Source organism: Ferrovibrio sp., assembly GCF_019636075.1.
Taxonomy (GTDB): domain Bacteria; phylum Pseudomonadota; class Alphaproteobacteria; order Ferrovibrionales; family Ferrovibrionaceae; genus Ferrovibrio.
The window spans coordinates 104523-119453 of the sequence record NZ_JAHBYG010000003.1 but is presented as its reverse complement, the minus strand read 5'-3'; the positions used below and the strand labels follow the sequence as shown (position 1 = coordinate 119453).

The window sequence follows — 14931 nt, the reverse complement described above, 5'->3', positions numbered from 1 at the left end:
TCACGCCGCTCCGCCCGGGGATTGCGCTTCCTGCGGCAGATGACCGCGCGAGCGGAGCCATTGCGTGCAGCAAGCCTTGGCCAGCGCGCGCACCCGACCGATATAGGCGGCGCGTTCGGTCACGCTGATCACGCCGCGCGCATCCAGCAGATTGAAGGTATGGCTGGCCTTCAGGCATTGATCATAGGCCGGCAGGGCCAGGCCGGCGGCAATCAGGCTGTTGCATTCGCGCTCCACATCGTTGAAGCGGCGGAACAACTGCTCGGAATCCGAATGTTCGAAGTTATAAGCGGAGAATTCGCGCTCCGCCTGCAGGAACACATCGCCATAGCTGACGCCACGGCCATTGTAATCCAGGTCGTACACCCGGTCCTTGCCCTGGATATACATCGCCAGACGCTCGAGCCCGTAGGTGATTTCGGCCGCGACCGGATCGCAATCATAGCCGCCGACCTGCTGGAAATAGGTGAACTGCGTCACCTCCATGCCGTCGCACCAGACTTCCCAGCCCAGACCCCAGGCGCCCAAAGTGGGGCTTTCCCAATCGTCTTCCACGAAGCGGATATCGTGGCGTTTGTGATCGATGCCGAGCACCGCCAGCGAGTCGAGATACAGATCCAGCACATTGGCCGGGCTCGGTTTCAGGATCACCTGGAACTGGTAGTAATGCTGCAGGCGGTTGGGATTTTCGCCATAGCGGCCATCCTTCGGGCGGCGCGAGGGCTGCACATAAGCGGCATTCCACGGCTCGGGGCCGAGCGCACGCAACGTGGTGGCTGGGTGAAACGTGCCCGCACCGACTTCCATGTCGTAAGGCTGCAGGATCGTGCAGCCCTGACGCGCCCAGAAACCTTGCAAAGCAAGAATCAAATCCTGAAAGGAGTTCGAGGCGGGCTGGCCGGCGGGCGCCATTCTTGATCGTCCTTAACGTATGGCCTTATGCGGGTTGGGCCGTAACGGCCTGCCATTCTCTAGGCTTTCGTCGGCCCCGCCTCCCGGTTTCAGGAACGCAGCGGAATCGAACGATGGGTGGCGGAAAATCGCGCGGACCTTAAAGCTGCGGCAGCCCCCGGTCAAGCCACCGGAAGCGGCGCCCAATCAGCACTTGCCAAGCGGAAAAAAGCCTGTCCCGCTATATGTTCCGGACGGCTTCACAGGCTGGTTGTCAGGCCGCCTTGTTGGCCGAGCAACCAGGCGTGTCGCAGGCTGGTGCGGAAGCCGGGCGGTAAGTGCCGCAGGCCGGGCAGGCCACCATGTCCTCCGAGGCCGGCTGGGCCGGCTTTTGCGCAACCGGAGCGCGGCTCGCCATGTCCTGGCCTGAGGCTTGCTGGCTCTCGCGGCGCAGTTTTTCCGCCGCTTTCTCGGCCTCGCGGCGATTCAGATAGCGGTAGCCGTAATAGGCACCGGCAATCACGGCAATCAACAGCAGAAATTTAAACATCGGGGCCGATCCGTTCCAGACCTGTCCATCATGACGCATATAGTATGGGAAGTCAGGCCTGCTCCGGCAAGGCCGCGCCCTCGCGCAACACCGCCTCGATGGCCGGGCGATAGCTGCCATCGGCCTCGTGCAGCAACAGCGGCGGCAACAGTTTTAATGGCGATTTACCGCCTTTTACTGCCTGAATTATCAGCCGTTTGGGTGGCTGCCCGGGCTTGGATTGCAGAGGCAGGATTATGATGCCGCCAGCCCGCTGGCCAAATGCGGCCAGGGTGGCGGGCAATTGCTCCACCCGCTGAATCAGCCAAAGCCGACCGCTGGGTCTGGCATAGCGCAGCATGGCGGAGACCCAGGCCGCCTCATCGGCACCGGCCGCGCCCTCGCCATCCACCCCCTGGCGCGCCAGGGCACGGCCGGCATCCTTGGCCGGGCGATGGCGGGCGGGATCGAAATAGGGCGGATTGGCCAGCACGTGGTCGTAAGCGTTGGGCTGCAACCCGGCAATGCGCTGACGCAGATCGCCCTCGAATACCCGCAAATGCCCGGCCATGGCATTGGCTTGCAGATTGTGCCGGGCCAATTCCACAAGCTTTGGCTGTATCTCCAGACCATCGGCCTGCAAACCGGGCAACCGGGCCGCCAGACAGAGCATGGCAACCCCTGTGCCGCAGCCCAGATCGAGCACATTCTGGCCGCGTTTGGCCGCTACGGCGGCGGCCAGCATCACCGCATCCGCCGAAGCGCGCTGGCCCTGGCGCGGCTGGGTCAGCAGCACGCGGCCGTCCAGCAGCTTGTCTGTGGTGGTTTCGCTCATGAAATCATCAATCGTGATCTTGGCTATCGCGTTGTTACTGGCACCAAAGCTTGACCCACGAGCCTGCGCAACTATGCTCCGGTCACCTCTTTAATAGCGGCTGCCGCAATTGGCGGCCCATACCGGACCAGAAAGCAATCGTGTCGCAACCGGCCACCTCTTTGTCTTCGCAAGCGCCCCTTTCCGGGCCTGGACCAACACCGGTCCAGGGCCCCAGCATAGAGCCGCTGCGCCTGCTTGTCGCCGCCGACATGGGCGCGGTGAATGAAGAGATCATGCGCCGCATGGAAAGCGATGTGCGGCTGATCCCCGAACTGGCCAGCCACCTGATCGCCAGCGGCGGCAAACGCATCCGGCCGATGCTCACGCTTGGCGCGGCCAAGCTTTGCGGCTATGGCGGAGACAAGCATATCCTGCTGGCTGCCTGCGTGGAATTCATCCACACCGCGACTTTGCTGCATGACGACGTAGTGGATGAAAGCGAACGCCGGCGCGGCGCCGAAACCGCCAATGTGGTGTGGGGCAACCAGGCCAGCGTGCTGGTGGGCGATTTCCTGTTCAGCCGCGCCTTTCAGTTGATGGTGCAATCCGGCTCGCTGGAAGTGCTGCGCATCCTGGCCGGCGCGTCTGCCGTGATCGCCGAGGGCGAAGTGCTGCAGTTGATGACGGCCAACGATCTGGCCAGCGGCGAAGCCTCGTATCTGAAAGTGATCGAATCCAAAACCGCCGCGTTGTTTGCCGCCGCCTGCCGGGTGGGCGCGGTGATTGCCGGTCGCGACCAGGCCGATGCGGAAGCGCTGGATGCCTATGGCCGCGATCTCGGCATCGCCTTTCAGCTGGTGGATGACGCCCTGGATTACGCCGCCGACGGCGCCTCGCTGGGCAAGAATACCGGCGACGATTTCCGCGAAGGCAAAGTGACCCTGCCGGTGTTGCTAGCCCATGAGCGCGGCGACGAGACCGAACGCGCCTTCTGGAAACGGGTGATCGAGACCCCCGACCAGCAACAGGAGGCCGATTTCGCCGAGGCCCTGCGCCTGATGCGGCGCCATGGCAGCCTGGCCGCTACCCTGGATCGCGCCCGGCGCTATGGCCAGGCCGCCAAGGATGCTTTGGGCCGCTTCACCCCCGGTCCGACCCGCGATGCCCTGGCCGAGGCGGTGGATTTCGCCATTGCCCGGGCGGTTTAAGGGGCCGGTAGTTTGAAGGTGGGCGGTTTGAGGGGCTGGCACCCAATCTTTTGATAAGCACCAATCTCTTAACAAGGATCAGGCCGGGCCGCTTGAACCCCGCCCCCCTTGGCGCTATAAGGGCGCCCGCAACCGCTGACGGAGTGTAGCTCAGCCTGGTAGAGCACTAGCTTCGGGAGCTAGGGGCCGGAAGTTCGAATCTTCTCACTCCGACCATCGCGGTTGAAATTTTCCTGGAAAATTCAGTCTTGCCCCTGCACCGGTTCCCGCCGGCGCACGGTTTCGCGATACAGGATGTATAATCCGCTGGCCACCACGATGGCCGAGCCGATCCAGGTCTGTAGGTCGGGGAAATCGCCGAACAGATACCAGCCCAGCAACACCGACCATAACAGGTGGGTATAATCGAACGGCGCCACGACGGAGACCGCCGCCAGCGAGAAAGCGCGGGTCATCAGTAATTGCGCCATGCCGCCCAGCAGGCCAACGGCGATCAGCAGGCCAAGATCGGCCAGGTCTGGCGTGGTCCAGAACCAGGGCAGCGCCAGGCCGGTATAGAGCGTGCAGAAAGCCGTGAAATAGAAGGCGATCGTCGGGCTGGCCTCATGCCGCGTGAGCTTGCGGATCTGGATCATCGCCAGCGAATAAAGCAGCGTACCGGCGGCAGCCAGCAACAAGCCCGGCGAGGCATGGCCGCTGAGCAGCGCGGCCGGCCGCAAGATCACCAGCATGCCCAAAAATCCCACCACGATGGCCGACCAGCGATGCAGGCCCACCCGCTCACCCAGCAGCCAGACCGACAAACAAGCGATAAAGACCGGCGCGGCGAAGGCAATCGCGGTCACATCCGCCAGCGGCATCGTCGCATAGGCGCTGAAAAAACACAGCATTGCCAGGCAGCCATAGATCGAACGCAATCCGTGACCGATGAAATTCTGCGTGCGCAATCCGGCCATACCGTGATTGCGCCAGAGCAGCATCAGAATCGGCGGAAAGGCAAACACGCTGCGGAAAAACATGATCTGCACGGTGCTGTAGCCGGCAGTCAGCCATTTCACCAGAGCATCCATCATGCCGAACACCGCCGCAGCCAGCACCATCAGGCCGATACCCAGAGCGGTCTGGTTCAGGGGCGATTGGTTTTGCGGGGAGACAGACATCGCATGGATTCCAAAGGCAATGCCGGGCGGCATTTGCCAGGCGTTTTTAACAAGGGCCCGGCTTATAGCATGGCCGAAACTGGCATGCGTGCCGTGCGGCCCGATTTTTCTCTTCGCCCCTCACCCAGGCCGCATTCCGCAGCGATAGCGTGGCGCGCCGGCAACAGGTGCCGCCTTCTATCGTTAATGAGAGTTATTCTTACTTGCATGAGCATGGAGCCAGGTATATGTTGCCCGGCATCAGGCCCCGCCAAGGGGCCGGCTGGGGTATTATGGTAAGGATGCAATCAGCTAGAGGAATCAAGCAATTAGGCGCAGGTTCGGAGGATGAATTATCCCCCGGGGAAGCCACCGCAAAAGTGGTGCCTCCCAGATTGAACAGCCGCCAATTGTTTGAGACCGGCCGTGAAGTGATTATCGAGCATGAAGGCGCCGATTACCGTTTGCGCCTCACCTCAAACGGCAAACTGATCCTCACCAAATAACTCAGCGGTTCTTGCAACCGGCAAGCCCCCCAGGGTCGCACGGCGATCCCAGGTAGCCAGCCAGCTACTTGTCTGGCCATCCGCGAGATGGCTGTTCGGAGGTATGCCGTGTCGGCTGTCTATTCACGCCCGTTTTCGTCCCATCTGTCGTTTTCCCCGTATCTGCTGTCTGCCTCGCTGATGGCATTGTCTTTGGCAGCCCTGCCGGCATGGGCGCAGCAACAGAACGCCACCGCGCTGGACGCGGTAACCGTAACCGCCACCAAGACGCCGCACACGCTCAACGAAGTGCCGGCCAATGTTTCGGTGATCACCAACGAGGATATCGAGGAGCGCGCGCCCTCCAAGCTGGACGATCTGCTGCGCGATCTGCCGAGCGTGGATATCCAGGGCGGCCCGCGCCGGGTGGGCCAGGATATCAATATCCGCGGTTTCGGCGGTCAGCGCGTGGTGACCACGCTGGATGGCGCACGGCAGAATTTCACCGCCGGCCATAAGGGCCGCTTCTTCCTTGATCCGGAATTGCTGCGCCAGGTGGAAGTTGTGCGCGGCAGCAATTCAGCCCTGCATGGCTCGGGCGCCATCGGCGGCGTGGTGTCGATGGAAACCAAGAATGCCTCCGATCTGCTCAATCCCGGCGAGAAGGTCGGCTTCCGCGGCAAATACGGCTATTCCGGCGTACAGCGTGAAAACTATTACAGCGCCGGCATATTCGGCCGGCCCGATGAGCGCATCGACCTGCTAGCCAATGTATCGAAGCGCGATAGCGGCACACTGCGCCAGGGCGGCGGCATCGAGTTGGACAATTCGGCGGAGGATGCCAGCGACATCCTGCTGAAAACCAATCTGCGCCCCACCGAAAACCAGACCATGACCTTCAGCCTGATCCGCTTCAAGGAAGACGGCATCATACCCACCAATCCCGATGCGGCGCCCAATGCCACATCGAATCCGCTGGTCTACCGCCAGACTGAAATGACCACGGCTTCGGCGAAATACGTCTACAACAATCCCGACATGCCGCTGCTGGCGCCGACCCTTTCGGTCTATCGCAACCAGCTTGAAGTGAACGAAGCCCGGCAACCGCCGCTGACCGCCCGACTGGACGATTCGCTGCTCACCACCTGGGGCTACGACGCCTACAACACCATGCGTTTCAATACCGGCAGCCTGGCCAACACCGTGACCTTCGGCACCGAGTATTTCAAGGACGACCAGACCGGCATCCGCAACAACGCGCCGCGCTCCACATTCCCCTCAGCCAGCGGTCGCGTGGTGGGCGTTTACGTGCAGGACGAAATCGAATTGCTGCGCGGCCTCACGCTGACCCCGACCCTGCGTTTCGACGATTACCAGAACCATTCCGACAACGGCAGCACTGTTGAGGAAAGCAAGCTTTCACCCAAGCTGGCGGCGAATTGGCGGCCGATGCAATGGCTGTCGCTTTATGCCTCCTATGGCGACGCTTTCCGTGCGCCCAACCTGACCGAAATTTTCGTCACCGGTCAGCATTTCTTCGGCAACAATTTCGTCACCAACACCGCACTGAAGCCGGAAAAGACCCGCACCGCCGAGACCGGCTTCAAGCTGGATTTCAAGAATGTGCTGACCGAGAAGGACCGGTTGAGCTTCAACAGCACCTACTTCCACACCAAGGCCGAGGATTTCATCGAATTCATCGTCGGCAATACCACCACCACCAACCGCAACCTCACCGAAGCAACCATCCAGGGCGTGGAAATCGAATCGCGCTACGACATGCAATACGCCTTCGGCAGCCTGGGATATTCGCGCATCCGCGGCGAGAACGAACAGACCAGCCGGCCGATCGATTCGATCCCCGCCGACCGCGCCGTGGTGACATTGGGCGGCAAGCTGCCCGATTACGGCCTGCGCTTCGGCTGGCGCACCGAGATTGCCGCCGAACAGAACCGCGTATCCAACACCAATCTTTCGGCCGGCGTGGAAGCCGCGGTGGTGCCCACTTCGGGTTATGTGGTGCACGGCGTGTTTGCCACCTGGATCCCGCAATTCCAGGGATTTGAAGGCTTCCGCGTGGATGCCGGCGTGGAAAACATCTTCGACAAGAGCTACCGCCGCCATCTGCAGGCTCTCTACGAAGAAGGCCGCGATTACCGCGTGGCCGTCAGCTACACGAAAGGCTTCTAAACGGAAATGACTCCCAGCATGGGGATCGCGCCGCGACTTTTCCCACCCGAGCGGCCGTCCTCGGTGCCGCCCGGAAGCGCCTTGGCGCCTCCGGGCGCGCTGCCTTCCCACCCAACCATCGCCCCAACGATGAAACCAGCCACCAACCACCCTTCCTCGCCCTATTCCTCCCTGGCCTTTTCGCTACTGCTGCATGGCGGCCTGGCCGCAGGTATCGTTGCGCTGCCGCTGCTGCAACAGCCGATGCCACAGCCGATGCCGGCGCAAACCATCACGCTTGTGAACGCGGCGGATATCGCCCAGGCACCGCAGCCTGCCATTCAGGCCGCGCCGCCGACACCCCGGCAGATCGAACAACCCGCCAAACTGCCAGAAACCAAACCAGCAGAAACCAAACCAGCCGACATCAAACCAGTGGAAACCAAGGCCCCGGAAGCCGAGCCGGAGCTAGCCATCGCGCCGCGACCAAAGACCAAGCCGCTACCGCCACAGCCGGCAAAACCGGTGGCAAAACCGACGCCGCAAGCCACACAGCAGCCAGAGCCGCCTAAACCCGCGCCAGAAATCGCCAACGCGGCGTCAAACAATCAGATCAACCCCAATCCGGAACCTGCACCGCAAAATACGCACAAGCAGGCGGCCCTGCCCGCCGCGCCGCAAGAGATCGCGACGCAGGAAAACGGCGATGCAGATAGCAAGGAACCGCCGGTGCTGCGCGAAGCCCGCTTCCGCAGGCCGCCCAAGCCGCCGCAATATCCGCCGCGTTCGCTCAGCCTGGAACAGCAGGGCGTTTCCGTGGTGCGGGCCCTGATCGATATCGACGGCGCCTCCCGCGAAGTGCGGCTGTGGCGTTCATCGGGCCATGAGGCCCTGGATCGCGCGGCGATTGCCGCCGTGCGCGGCTGGGCTTTCGAGGCAGCCCGCATCGGCGACCGGCCGGTGCTGGCATGGGTGGAAATACCGGTGCGTTTTGAAATTCGTTGAAGCCCCAACCAAGCATGGAGAAATCCAAATGACTCTCGCACAACGCTGGGCCGAACTGCGGCAAGCAGAACCCAATCTCCGCATCCGCGATGCCGGCAGGCGGCTTGATGCATCGGAAGCCGCGCTGATCGCCACGCGGCTCGGCAAGCCGGTTGCCGAAGGCGGCGTGGAACGCCTCACCGGCCCCTGGCCGGATATCATCGCCGCCATCGGCGGCTGCGGCGAAACCATGGCACTGACCCGCAACGATGCCGTGGTGCATGAGCGCCATGGCGTGTATGGCGAACTCTCGGTCACCGGCCATGTCGGCCTGATCGTGGGCGAGGATATCGACCTGCGCATCTTCTTCGGCCCCTGGAGCCATGGTTTTGCGGTCAGCGAGGAAACCAAAGCCGGCCAGCGCCTGTCGCTGCAATTCTTCGATGCCCAGGGCGAAGCCGTGCATAAGATCTATGCCACCGAAGCCACCGACAAAGCGGCTTTCCTGGCTTTGATCGACCGCTTCCGCAATGCCGACCAGAGCCCGGCTTTCGAAGCCAAGCCGGCCAAGCCGGCGGATGCCCCGCGCCCCGATAGCGAGATCGACATAGGCGGCCTGCGCCGCGATTGGTCGGCATTGCAGGATACCCATGATTTCTTCGGCATGCTGCGCAAGTTCAAGGTGGCGCGCGAGCAGGCCTTCCGGCTGGCCGGCAATGCCTTTGCCGAACGCCTGCCCAACGATGCCGCGCGCCGGCTGCTGACCGCTGCGGCCGAAAGCGACGTGCCGATCATGGTGTTCGTGGGCAATCACGGCATGATCCAGATCCATACCGGCCCGGTGAAAAAGCTGCTGACCGCCGGCCCATGGTTCAATGTGATGGATCCGAATTTCAATCTGCATCTGCGCGAGGATGCGGTGGCCTCGGCCTGGCTGGTACGCAAACCCAGCGTGGATGGCACCATCACGTCGGTGGAATTGTTCGACAAGACCGGCGAACTGATCGTCTCCTTCTTCGGCAAACGCAAGCCGGGTGTGCCGGAGTTGGAAACCTGGCGCGCACTGGCGGAAGCCCTGGTGCCCAAAGCCGCAGCCTGAGTTGGCCGATGAGCATGCTTCTGCATCGCCGCGGCCTGCTGGCGGCTTCCGCCGCCAGCTTGGCTTGCAGTCTGTTGCCCCGCGGCGTTCAGGCCGCAGCATCGGCCGATCGCATCGTGGTGGCCGGTGGCGCGATCACCGAGATCGTCTATGCCCTGGGCGAGGAAAAGCGCCTGGTGGGCGTAGACACCACCAGCATGTATCCTGCTGCGGCCGGCAAACTGCCGCAGGTCGGCTATTTCCGTTCGCTCAGCGCCGAAGGCATTCTCTCGCTCAATCCATCTTTGCTGCTGGCCAGCGAACAGGCCGGCCCTGCCAGCACGATGGACAAGCTGCGCGCGGTGAAGCTGCCCGTGGTGCTGGTGCCGGAATCCATGGTGGCCGCTGAAGTGCCGGAAAAATTCCGCATCATCGGCCGTGCGCTGGATTGCTCGGCTCAGGCCGACAGGTTGGCCGATGGCTTGAGCGCCGATCTGGCCCGGCTGGAAGCCGCTGTGGCCAATATCAAGCGCAAGCCGCGTGTGCTGTTCCTGCTCAGTGTCACCGATGGGCGCCTGCTGGCTGCCGGCCACACAACGGCAGCCGACACGATGATCCGGCTGGCCGGTGGCCGCAATGCCATTGAGGAATATGGCGGCTACAAACCGGTTTCGGCGGAAGCCGCGTTGGCCGCCAACCCCGATATGCTGCTGCTTTCCAGCCAAGGGCTGGAAACGCTGGGCGGCACGAAAGGCTTGGCCGAATTGCCGCAATTGCGGGCATTGAACGCCGCGCGCGAGGGCAAAGTGGCAGCGCTCGACATGCTCTATCTGCTGGGCATGGGCCCGCGCATCGCAGCCGCCGGCCGTGAACTAGCGCGCGCCCTGCACGGCGCTGCCATACCGGTATGAGCGAGACATCCTTGCAAGCCTCGCCGCCGGCAATCCACGCCGCATGGCTGCGTCGCGCGCTGTCGCAACGCGCCGGTGTCATGCTGTTGATCGCGCTGCTGCCGCTGGCATTGATCATGGCACTCGGCATCGGCCCGGTGCGGCTTTCGCCTTGGGATATCATCCAAGCGCTAATCGGCCAGGCCGAAACCGCCCGCATCGATGCAATCGTGTGGCAATTACGCTTGCCGCGCGCGTTGATGGCCGGATTGATCGGCGCCGCGCTGGGCGTGGCCGGTGCGCTGATGCAGGGCCTGTTCCGCAACCCAATGGCCGATCCCGGCCTGGTGGGCGTGACCGGCGGCGCCGGCTTGAGCGCGGCGATTGCCATCCTCACCGCCGGCACGCTCTATCCCATGGCCTGGCAGAATTACATGCTGCCGGTGGCGGCGTTCGGCGGTGGACTTGCGATCACACTGCTGGTGCAGCGCCTGGCGCTGGTGCAGGGCCGCACGGCAATCCTGCTGCTGCTGCTGGCCGGCATTGCGCTGAATGCCATCGCAATGGCCGGCATCGGCATGATGAGTTACCTGAGCGACGATCGGCAATTGCGCGACATCACCTTCTGGCTGCTGGGCAGCGTGGCCGGGGCTTCCTGGCCCAAGATTGCGCTGTTGCTGCCTTTTGCACTGCTGCCGCTGCTGCTGTCGCCCTGGCTGGCACGCGCGCTGGATGCTCTCAATCTCGGCGAACGCGAAGCCGCCCATCTCGGCATCGCGGTAGAGCGCGTGAAGCGCATGGCCTGCCTGGCAGTGGCCCTGGCAGTGGGCGGCGCGGTGGCGTTTTCCGGCATCATCGGCTTTGTCGGCCTGGTGGTGCCGCATCTGGTGCGGCTGATCTTCGGCCCGGTGCATCGCAAGCTGCTGCCACTCTCTGGCCTTGTGGGTGCCGTGCTGATGCTGGCCGCCGATACGGTGGCGCGCAGCATTGCGGCGCCTGCCGAATTGCCGGTCGGCCTGATCACCAGCCTGATCGGTGCGCCGTTTTTCCTGGCCTTGCTGCTGCGGCTGCGGCGCGAAATCGGGCTTTGATCATGAATCTGCAGATCGATGCCATCCGCTTTGCGCGCCGCAACCGTACCATCCTGGATGGGCTGACATTCACGCTTGTGCCTGGCGAGGTGCTGGCCATTGTCGGCCCCAACGGCGCGGGCAAATCCACCTTGCTGCAGATCATGGCCGGCGACCTCGCCCCCACAAGCGGCGAGGTGCGGCTGGATGGCCGGCCGATGGGCCGTTGGCAACCGGCAGAACTGGCCCGCCGCCGCGCGGTGATGCCCCAGGCTGCGCGGCTGGGTTTTTCGCTGCCTGCCCATGACGTTGTGGCGCTGGGCCGGCTGCCCTTCGAGACCATGCATGGCAAGCTGCATAATGCGCGCGCGGTGGCAAAGGCATTGGACGCAGCCAACGTAACCGCCCTGGCCGCGCGCGACTATGCCAGCCTGTCTGGCGGCGAGCAGCAGCGCGTGCAACTGGCCCGCGCCATCGCGCAACTGAATCTGCCGCAAGCCGATACGCATACCGCAGCCGCGCCGATCCTGTTGCTGGACGAACCCACCGCCAGCCTGGATCTTGCACAAGCCCATGGCGCGCTGCTGGTCGCACGCAACCTGGCCCGGCCCAATGGGAATGCGCAGGGCGTGGCCGTAGCCGCCGTGCTGCACGATCTTGGCCTGGCCTATCGCTATGCCGATCGCGTGCTGGTGCTGGCTGAAGGCCGCGCGCTGGCACTTGCAAGCCCGGCTGAAGCGCTCACGCCCGCCATCCTGGCCCAGGCCTTCGGCATCGAAGCCGCGTTGATCGAAGGCCATCTGGTGGTGAAGGGCCCGCTGGCAGCGTGATTAAACCACCACCACCCAGCCTTCGGCATCTACGTCTACAGGCAGGCGGGTGAGCGAGCGGCCCTTGCAGGGCCCGAGAAAGCAATGCCCGCTGGCGATATCGAATTGCGCACCATGGGTGGCGCATTGCAACGCCGATTTATCCAGGGTGAAAAAAGCATCCGGCTGCCAATCCAGCGATGTGCGCGCATGCGGGCAGACATTGTCGTAAGCCAGGGCCACACCGCGCCAGCGCACCACGAAACATTCATACCGATCCCGCCCGCTGCCGAAGCTGAATCCCTTGGCACCGGGATCGTCCAGCGCCGCGAATTCCACCAAACGCGTGCCTCGGGCAGGCTTCACATCAGGCCTTCACGCCGGCCATCTTGCACAGCAGCTTCCAGCTTTTCGCATCGATCGGCATCACCGACAACCGCGATTGCTTGATCAGCGGCAGATGCGCCAGTTCCGGCGTAGCCTTGATCTGCTCCAGCGTGACCGGATTTTTCACCGGCATCAGCGTGCGCACATCCACCATACCGAAGCGACCGCTCGCGTCGGTGGGATCCGGGTAATATTCCTTCGCCACCTCGACGATGCCGACGATGCGCTTCTCTTCCACCGAGTGATAGAAGAAGCAGCGATCATTCAGCTTCATCGCCTTCATGTTGTTGGCGGCCTGATAGTTGCGCACGCCGTTCCAGCTTTCCACGCCCTTCTTCACCTGATCGTCCCAGCCCCAGGCGCTCGGTTCGGATTTCATCAGCCAGTAATTCATTGCAGGCCTCCGTTTCGGCTCATTCATTCTTCAAGGGCCGCGACAGCAACGCGGCAATGGTGGCGTCGATATCGGCGCCCTGATGCAGGATGGCATGCACTGCGGCGCAAATCGGCATCTCCAGCTGCAACCGCGCGCAAAGCCCATGCAGGGCGGTGGCGGTGAATTCGCCTTCCGCCACGGTGCGGCGACCGGCCCGGTAGGCCGCGAGATCAACACCCTCACCCAGCGCCCGGCCGAGCGACAGATTGCGCGATTGCGCGCCCGAACAGGTGAGCACCAGGTCGCCCAGACCAGACAGGCCCATCAAGGTTTCGCTCCGGCCGCCCAGCCGCAGACCCAGCCGCGTCATCTCGGCAAGCCCGCGCGTGATCAGCGCAGCCCGTGCATTATCGCCCAACCGGCGGCCCAACACGATGCCGCAGGCAATCGCCAGCACATTCTTCACCGCGCCGCCGATCTGCGCCCCCACCGGATCGTCGCTGGCATAGGGCCGGAAAGTCGGGCGCGACAGCCGCGCGGCCAAAGCCGCCACCAGCCCGGCATCGCCGCCCGCGAGCGTGGCCGCCGTGGGCAGGCCGCGCGCCACTTCGGCGGCAAAGGTCGGGCCGCTCAGGATCAATGCCGGCGCCTCGGGCAATTCCTCGACCAGCACCTGGCCCAGCAGCGCGCCGCTTGCGATCTCGATCCCCTTGGCGGTCAGCACCAGCGGCTTATTGGCGCCGATCCGCTCGCCAATCTGCCTGGCAAAGGCGCGCAGGGTTTGCGCCGGCATGGCCAGCAGCAGCGCATCGCACGCAGCCAGATCGGCCAGATCGGTCGTGGCACGCAGATTGGTCGGCAAAGCGATATCGGGCAGATACAGGCTGTTGCAATGGCGGCCATTCACATCGGCCACCACATCGGCATTGCGCGCCCATAGCATGGCATCGCCACCCTCGGCGGCAAGTGCTGCCAATGCAGTGCCCCAGGCGCCGCCGCCGATCACGCCGATGCGGTTAAAAACGCTCATGCCTTGGCCCCGGCGAATGGCTTGGCTTCCGCCTGCGGATCCAGCGGCCAGCGGGCGCGGGCCGGAGCATCCAGGCTATCCACCGAGCCGCGCTTGAAACGCTCCAGTCCGGCCCAGGCGATCATCGCGCCGTTATCGGTGCACAGGCTGGGCGGCGGAGCGCTGAGTTGCATGTCGTTGCGCGCGGCCAGTTCTGTCAGACTTGAGCGCAGCGCCGCGTTGGCCGCAACGCCGCCGGCGATCACCAGATGCCTGCCTTGGCGGCCGAAGCGTTCGGAAAACATCGCAATGGCATGGCGCGCGCGATCCATGATGGTATCCAGCACGGCCGCCTGGAAGCTGGCGGCAAGATCGGCCTTGTCGGCTTCTGTCGCGCCCGCGCCGAGATGCTCTAATGCCAGGCGCACGGCGGTCTTGAGCCCAGAGAAGCTGAAATCGCAGCCCGGCTTGCCCTTCAACGGACGCGGCAGCGCAAATCGCGTGGCGTCGCCCTGGCGTGCCAGGCGCTCCACCGCCGGACCACCGGGATAGCCCAGACCGAGCAGTTTGGCGGTCTTGTCGAAGGCCTCGCCCACGGCATCGTCTATCGTAGTGCCAAGCCGATGGTAAACGCCGACATCCTCCACCGCCAAAAACTGGCAATGGCCGCCCGAAACCAGCAGCAGCAGATAAGGAAACGGCGTATCCGCCGCCAGCCGCGCCGACAGGGCATGGCCTTCCAGATGATTGACGGCGATCAGCGGCTTGCCGAGGGCATAGGCCAGCGCCTTGGCGGTCATCAACCCCACCATCACACCGCCGATCAATCCCGGCCCGGCCGTCACCGCGATGGCATCGGCAGCAGTAAGCGGCAGCCCGGCCTTGCGGACGGTTTCGCCGATCAGGCTGTCCAGATGGGCGATATGGGCGCGGCTGGCGATTTCCGGCACCACGCCGCCATAGGGCGCGTGTTCCCTCAACTGCGAGAACAGGCTATGACTGACGATGCGCTGCGCCGGATCGGCGGCATCGCAGACCAGGGCACAGGCGGTTTCGTCGCAACTGGTTTCTATGCCAAGAACGAGCATGC

The 14931-nt window shown here is 63.8% G+C and carries 16 protein-coding genes and 1 tRNA gene; 9 read left to right on the top strand and 8 right to left on the bottom strand.

What is annotated here, in order from left to right; translation table 11 throughout:
* The 3 genes from KF827_RS02700 to KF827_RS02690 all read right to left on the bottom strand — a co-directional run bounded on the left by KF827_RS02700 (position 1) and on the right by KF827_RS02690 (position 2255).
* Positions 1-912 carry a glycine--tRNA ligase subunit alpha gene (locus KF827_RS02700; RefSeq protein ID WP_290999574.1) on the bottom strand — a complete coding sequence of 304 codons (912 nt, stop codon included), beginning with the start codon at positions 910-912 and terminating at the stop codon, positions 1-3.
* 253 nt (positions 913-1165) lie between these two features.
* The gene (locus KF827_RS02695) at positions 1166-1441 is read right to left on the bottom strand and encodes a hypothetical protein (RefSeq protein WP_290999572.1); all 276 of its coding nucleotides are present in this window, start codon (positions 1439-1441) and stop codon (positions 1166-1168) included.
* A gap of 52 nt (positions 1442-1493) precedes the next feature.
* Complete coding sequence (locus tag KF827_RS02690) at positions 1494-2255, bottom strand: methyltransferase (RefSeq protein WP_290999569.1); 762 nt, start codon at positions 2253-2255, stop codon at positions 1494-1496.
* A gap of 218 nt (positions 2256-2473) precedes the next feature.
* Between KF827_RS02690 and KF827_RS02685 the strand changes: the two genes are divergently transcribed.
* Positions 2474-3445 carry a polyprenyl synthetase family protein gene (locus KF827_RS02685; protein WP_290999668.1) on the top strand — a complete coding sequence of 324 codons (972 nt, stop codon included), beginning with the start codon at positions 2474-2476 and terminating at the stop codon, positions 3443-3445.
* A gap of 139 nt (positions 3446-3584) precedes the next feature.
* Positions 3585-3661: transfer RNA gene (locus tag KF827_RS02680), tRNA-Pro, on the top strand.
* A gap of 26 nt (positions 3662-3687) precedes the next feature.
* On the opposite strand, the gene KF827_RS02675 is transcribed toward KF827_RS02680, so the two are convergent.
* The gene (locus KF827_RS02675) at positions 3688-4605 is read right to left on the bottom strand and encodes a DMT family transporter (RefSeq protein WP_290999566.1); all 918 of its coding nucleotides are present in this window, start codon (positions 4603-4605) and stop codon (positions 3688-3690) included.
* 359 nt (positions 4606-4964) lie between these two features.
* Here KF827_RS02675 and hemP point away from each other — a divergent pair, with 359 nt between their 5' ends.
* The 7 genes from hemP (at position 4965) to KF827_RS02640 (ending at position 12090) form a co-directional block, all read left to right on the top strand.
* Complete coding sequence (hemP, locus tag KF827_RS19525; RefSeq protein WP_367273111.1) at positions 4965-5090, top strand: hemin uptake protein HemP; 126 nt, start codon at positions 4965-4967, stop codon at positions 5088-5090.
* 108 nt (positions 5091-5198) lie between these two features.
* Positions 5199-7259, top strand: coding sequence for a TonB-dependent hemoglobin/transferrin/lactoferrin family receptor (locus tag KF827_RS02665; RefSeq protein ID WP_290999560.1), 2061 nt, complete (start codon positions 5199-5201; stop codon positions 7257-7259).
* Positions 7260-7388: 129 nt separating this feature from the next.
* Complete coding sequence (locus KF827_RS02660; protein ID WP_290999557.1) at positions 7389-8243, top strand: TonB family protein; 855 nt, start codon at positions 7389-7391, stop codon at positions 8241-8243.
* A 28-nt stretch (positions 8244-8271) separates the two neighbouring features.
* Positions 8272-9321, top strand: a complete 1050-nt coding sequence (locus KF827_RS02655; RefSeq protein ID WP_290999552.1) for a ChuX/HutX family heme-like substrate-binding protein — start codon at positions 8272-8274, stop codon at positions 9319-9321.
* An 8-nt stretch (positions 9322-9329) separates the two neighbouring features.
* The gene (locus tag KF827_RS02650) at positions 9330-10211 is read left to right on the top strand and encodes a hemin ABC transporter substrate-binding protein (RefSeq protein WP_290999545.1); all 882 of its coding nucleotides are present in this window, start codon (positions 9330-9332) and stop codon (positions 10209-10211) included.
* The gene (locus KF827_RS02645; RefSeq protein ID WP_290999541.1) at positions 10208-11281 is read left to right on the top strand and encodes an iron ABC transporter permease; all 1074 of its coding nucleotides are present in this window, start codon (positions 10208-10210) and stop codon (positions 11279-11281) included. The genes KF827_RS02650 and KF827_RS02645 overlap by 4 nt, the downstream gene beginning before the upstream one ends.
* 2 nt (positions 11282-11283) lie before the next feature.
* Positions 11284-12090: a heme ABC transporter ATP-binding protein gene (locus tag KF827_RS02640; protein WP_290999538.1), complete on the top strand. Its 807-nt coding sequence runs from the start codon at positions 11284-11286 to the stop codon at positions 12088-12090.
* On the opposite strand, the gene KF827_RS02635 is transcribed toward KF827_RS02640, so the two are convergent.
* From KF827_RS02635 to tsaD, 4 genes are read right to left on the bottom strand one after another with little or no spacing between them, the layout of a single operon-like run.
* Positions 12091-12435 carry a Rieske (2Fe-2S) protein gene (locus tag KF827_RS02635; RefSeq protein ID WP_290999535.1) on the bottom strand — a complete coding sequence of 115 codons (345 nt, stop codon included), beginning with the start codon at positions 12433-12435 and terminating at the stop codon, positions 12091-12093. It abuts the gene before it with no gap.
* A gap of 1 nt (position 12436) precedes the next feature.
* Positions 12437-12850 carry an EVE domain-containing protein gene (locus tag KF827_RS02630; protein WP_290999532.1) on the bottom strand — a complete coding sequence of 138 codons (414 nt, stop codon included), beginning with the start codon at positions 12848-12850 and terminating at the stop codon, positions 12437-12439.
* 19 nt (positions 12851-12869) lie between these two features.
* Positions 12870-13862 carry an NAD(P)H-dependent glycerol-3-phosphate dehydrogenase gene (locus tag KF827_RS02625; protein ID WP_290999529.1) on the bottom strand — a complete coding sequence of 331 codons (993 nt, stop codon included), beginning with the start codon at positions 13860-13862 and terminating at the stop codon, positions 12870-12872.
* Complete coding sequence (gene tsaD, locus KF827_RS02620) at positions 13859-14929, bottom strand: tRNA (adenosine(37)-N6)-threonylcarbamoyltransferase complex transferase subunit TsaD (protein WP_290999526.1); 1071 nt, start codon at positions 14927-14929, stop codon at positions 13859-13861. The genes KF827_RS02625 and tsaD overlap by 4 nt, the downstream gene beginning before the upstream one ends.
* Positions 14930-14931 lie beyond the last annotated feature (2 nt).

Coding starts and splice junctions, on each gene's coding strand:
- KF827_RS02700 (WP_290999574.1), bottom strand. CDS start 912: ATGGCGCCCGCCGGCCAGCCCGCCTCGAACTCCTTTCAGGATTTGATT.
- KF827_RS02695 (WP_290999572.1), bottom strand. CDS start 1,441: ATGTTTAAATTTCTGCTGTTGATTGCCGTGATTGCCGGTGCCTATTAC.
- KF827_RS02690 (WP_290999569.1), bottom strand. CDS start 2,255: ATGAGCGAAACCACCACAGACAAGCTGCTGGACGGCCGCGTGCTGCTG.
- KF827_RS02675 (WP_290999566.1), bottom strand. CDS start 4,605: ATGTCTGTCTCCCCGCAAAACCAATCGCCCCTGAACCAGACCGCTCTG.
- KF827_RS02660 (WP_290999557.1), top strand. CDS start 7,389: ATGAAACCAGCCACCAACCACCCTTCCTCGCCCTATTCCTCCCTGGCC.
- KF827_RS02655 (WP_290999552.1), top strand. CDS start 8,272: ATGACTCTCGCACAACGCTGGGCCGAACTGCGGCAAGCAGAACCCAAT.
- KF827_RS02650 (WP_290999545.1), top strand. CDS start 9,330: ATGAGCATGCTTCTGCATCGCCGCGGCCTGCTGGCGGCTTCCGCCGCC.
- KF827_RS02645 (WP_290999541.1), top strand. CDS start 10,208: ATGAGCGAGACATCCTTGCAAGCCTCGCCGCCGGCAATCCACGCCGCA.
- KF827_RS02640 (WP_290999538.1), top strand. CDS start 11,284: ATGAATCTGCAGATCGATGCCATCCGCTTTGCGCGCCGCAACCGTACC.
- KF827_RS02630 (WP_290999532.1), bottom strand. CDS start 12,850: ATGAATTACTGGCTGATGAAATCCGAACCGAGCGCCTGGGGCTGGGAC.
- KF827_RS02625 (WP_290999529.1), bottom strand. CDS start 13,862: ATGAGCGTTTTTAACCGCATCGGCGTGATCGGCGGCGGCGCCTGGGGC.
- tsaD (WP_290999526.1), bottom strand. CDS start 14,929: ATGCTCGTTCTTGGCATAGAAACCAGTTGCGACGAAACCGCCTGTGCC.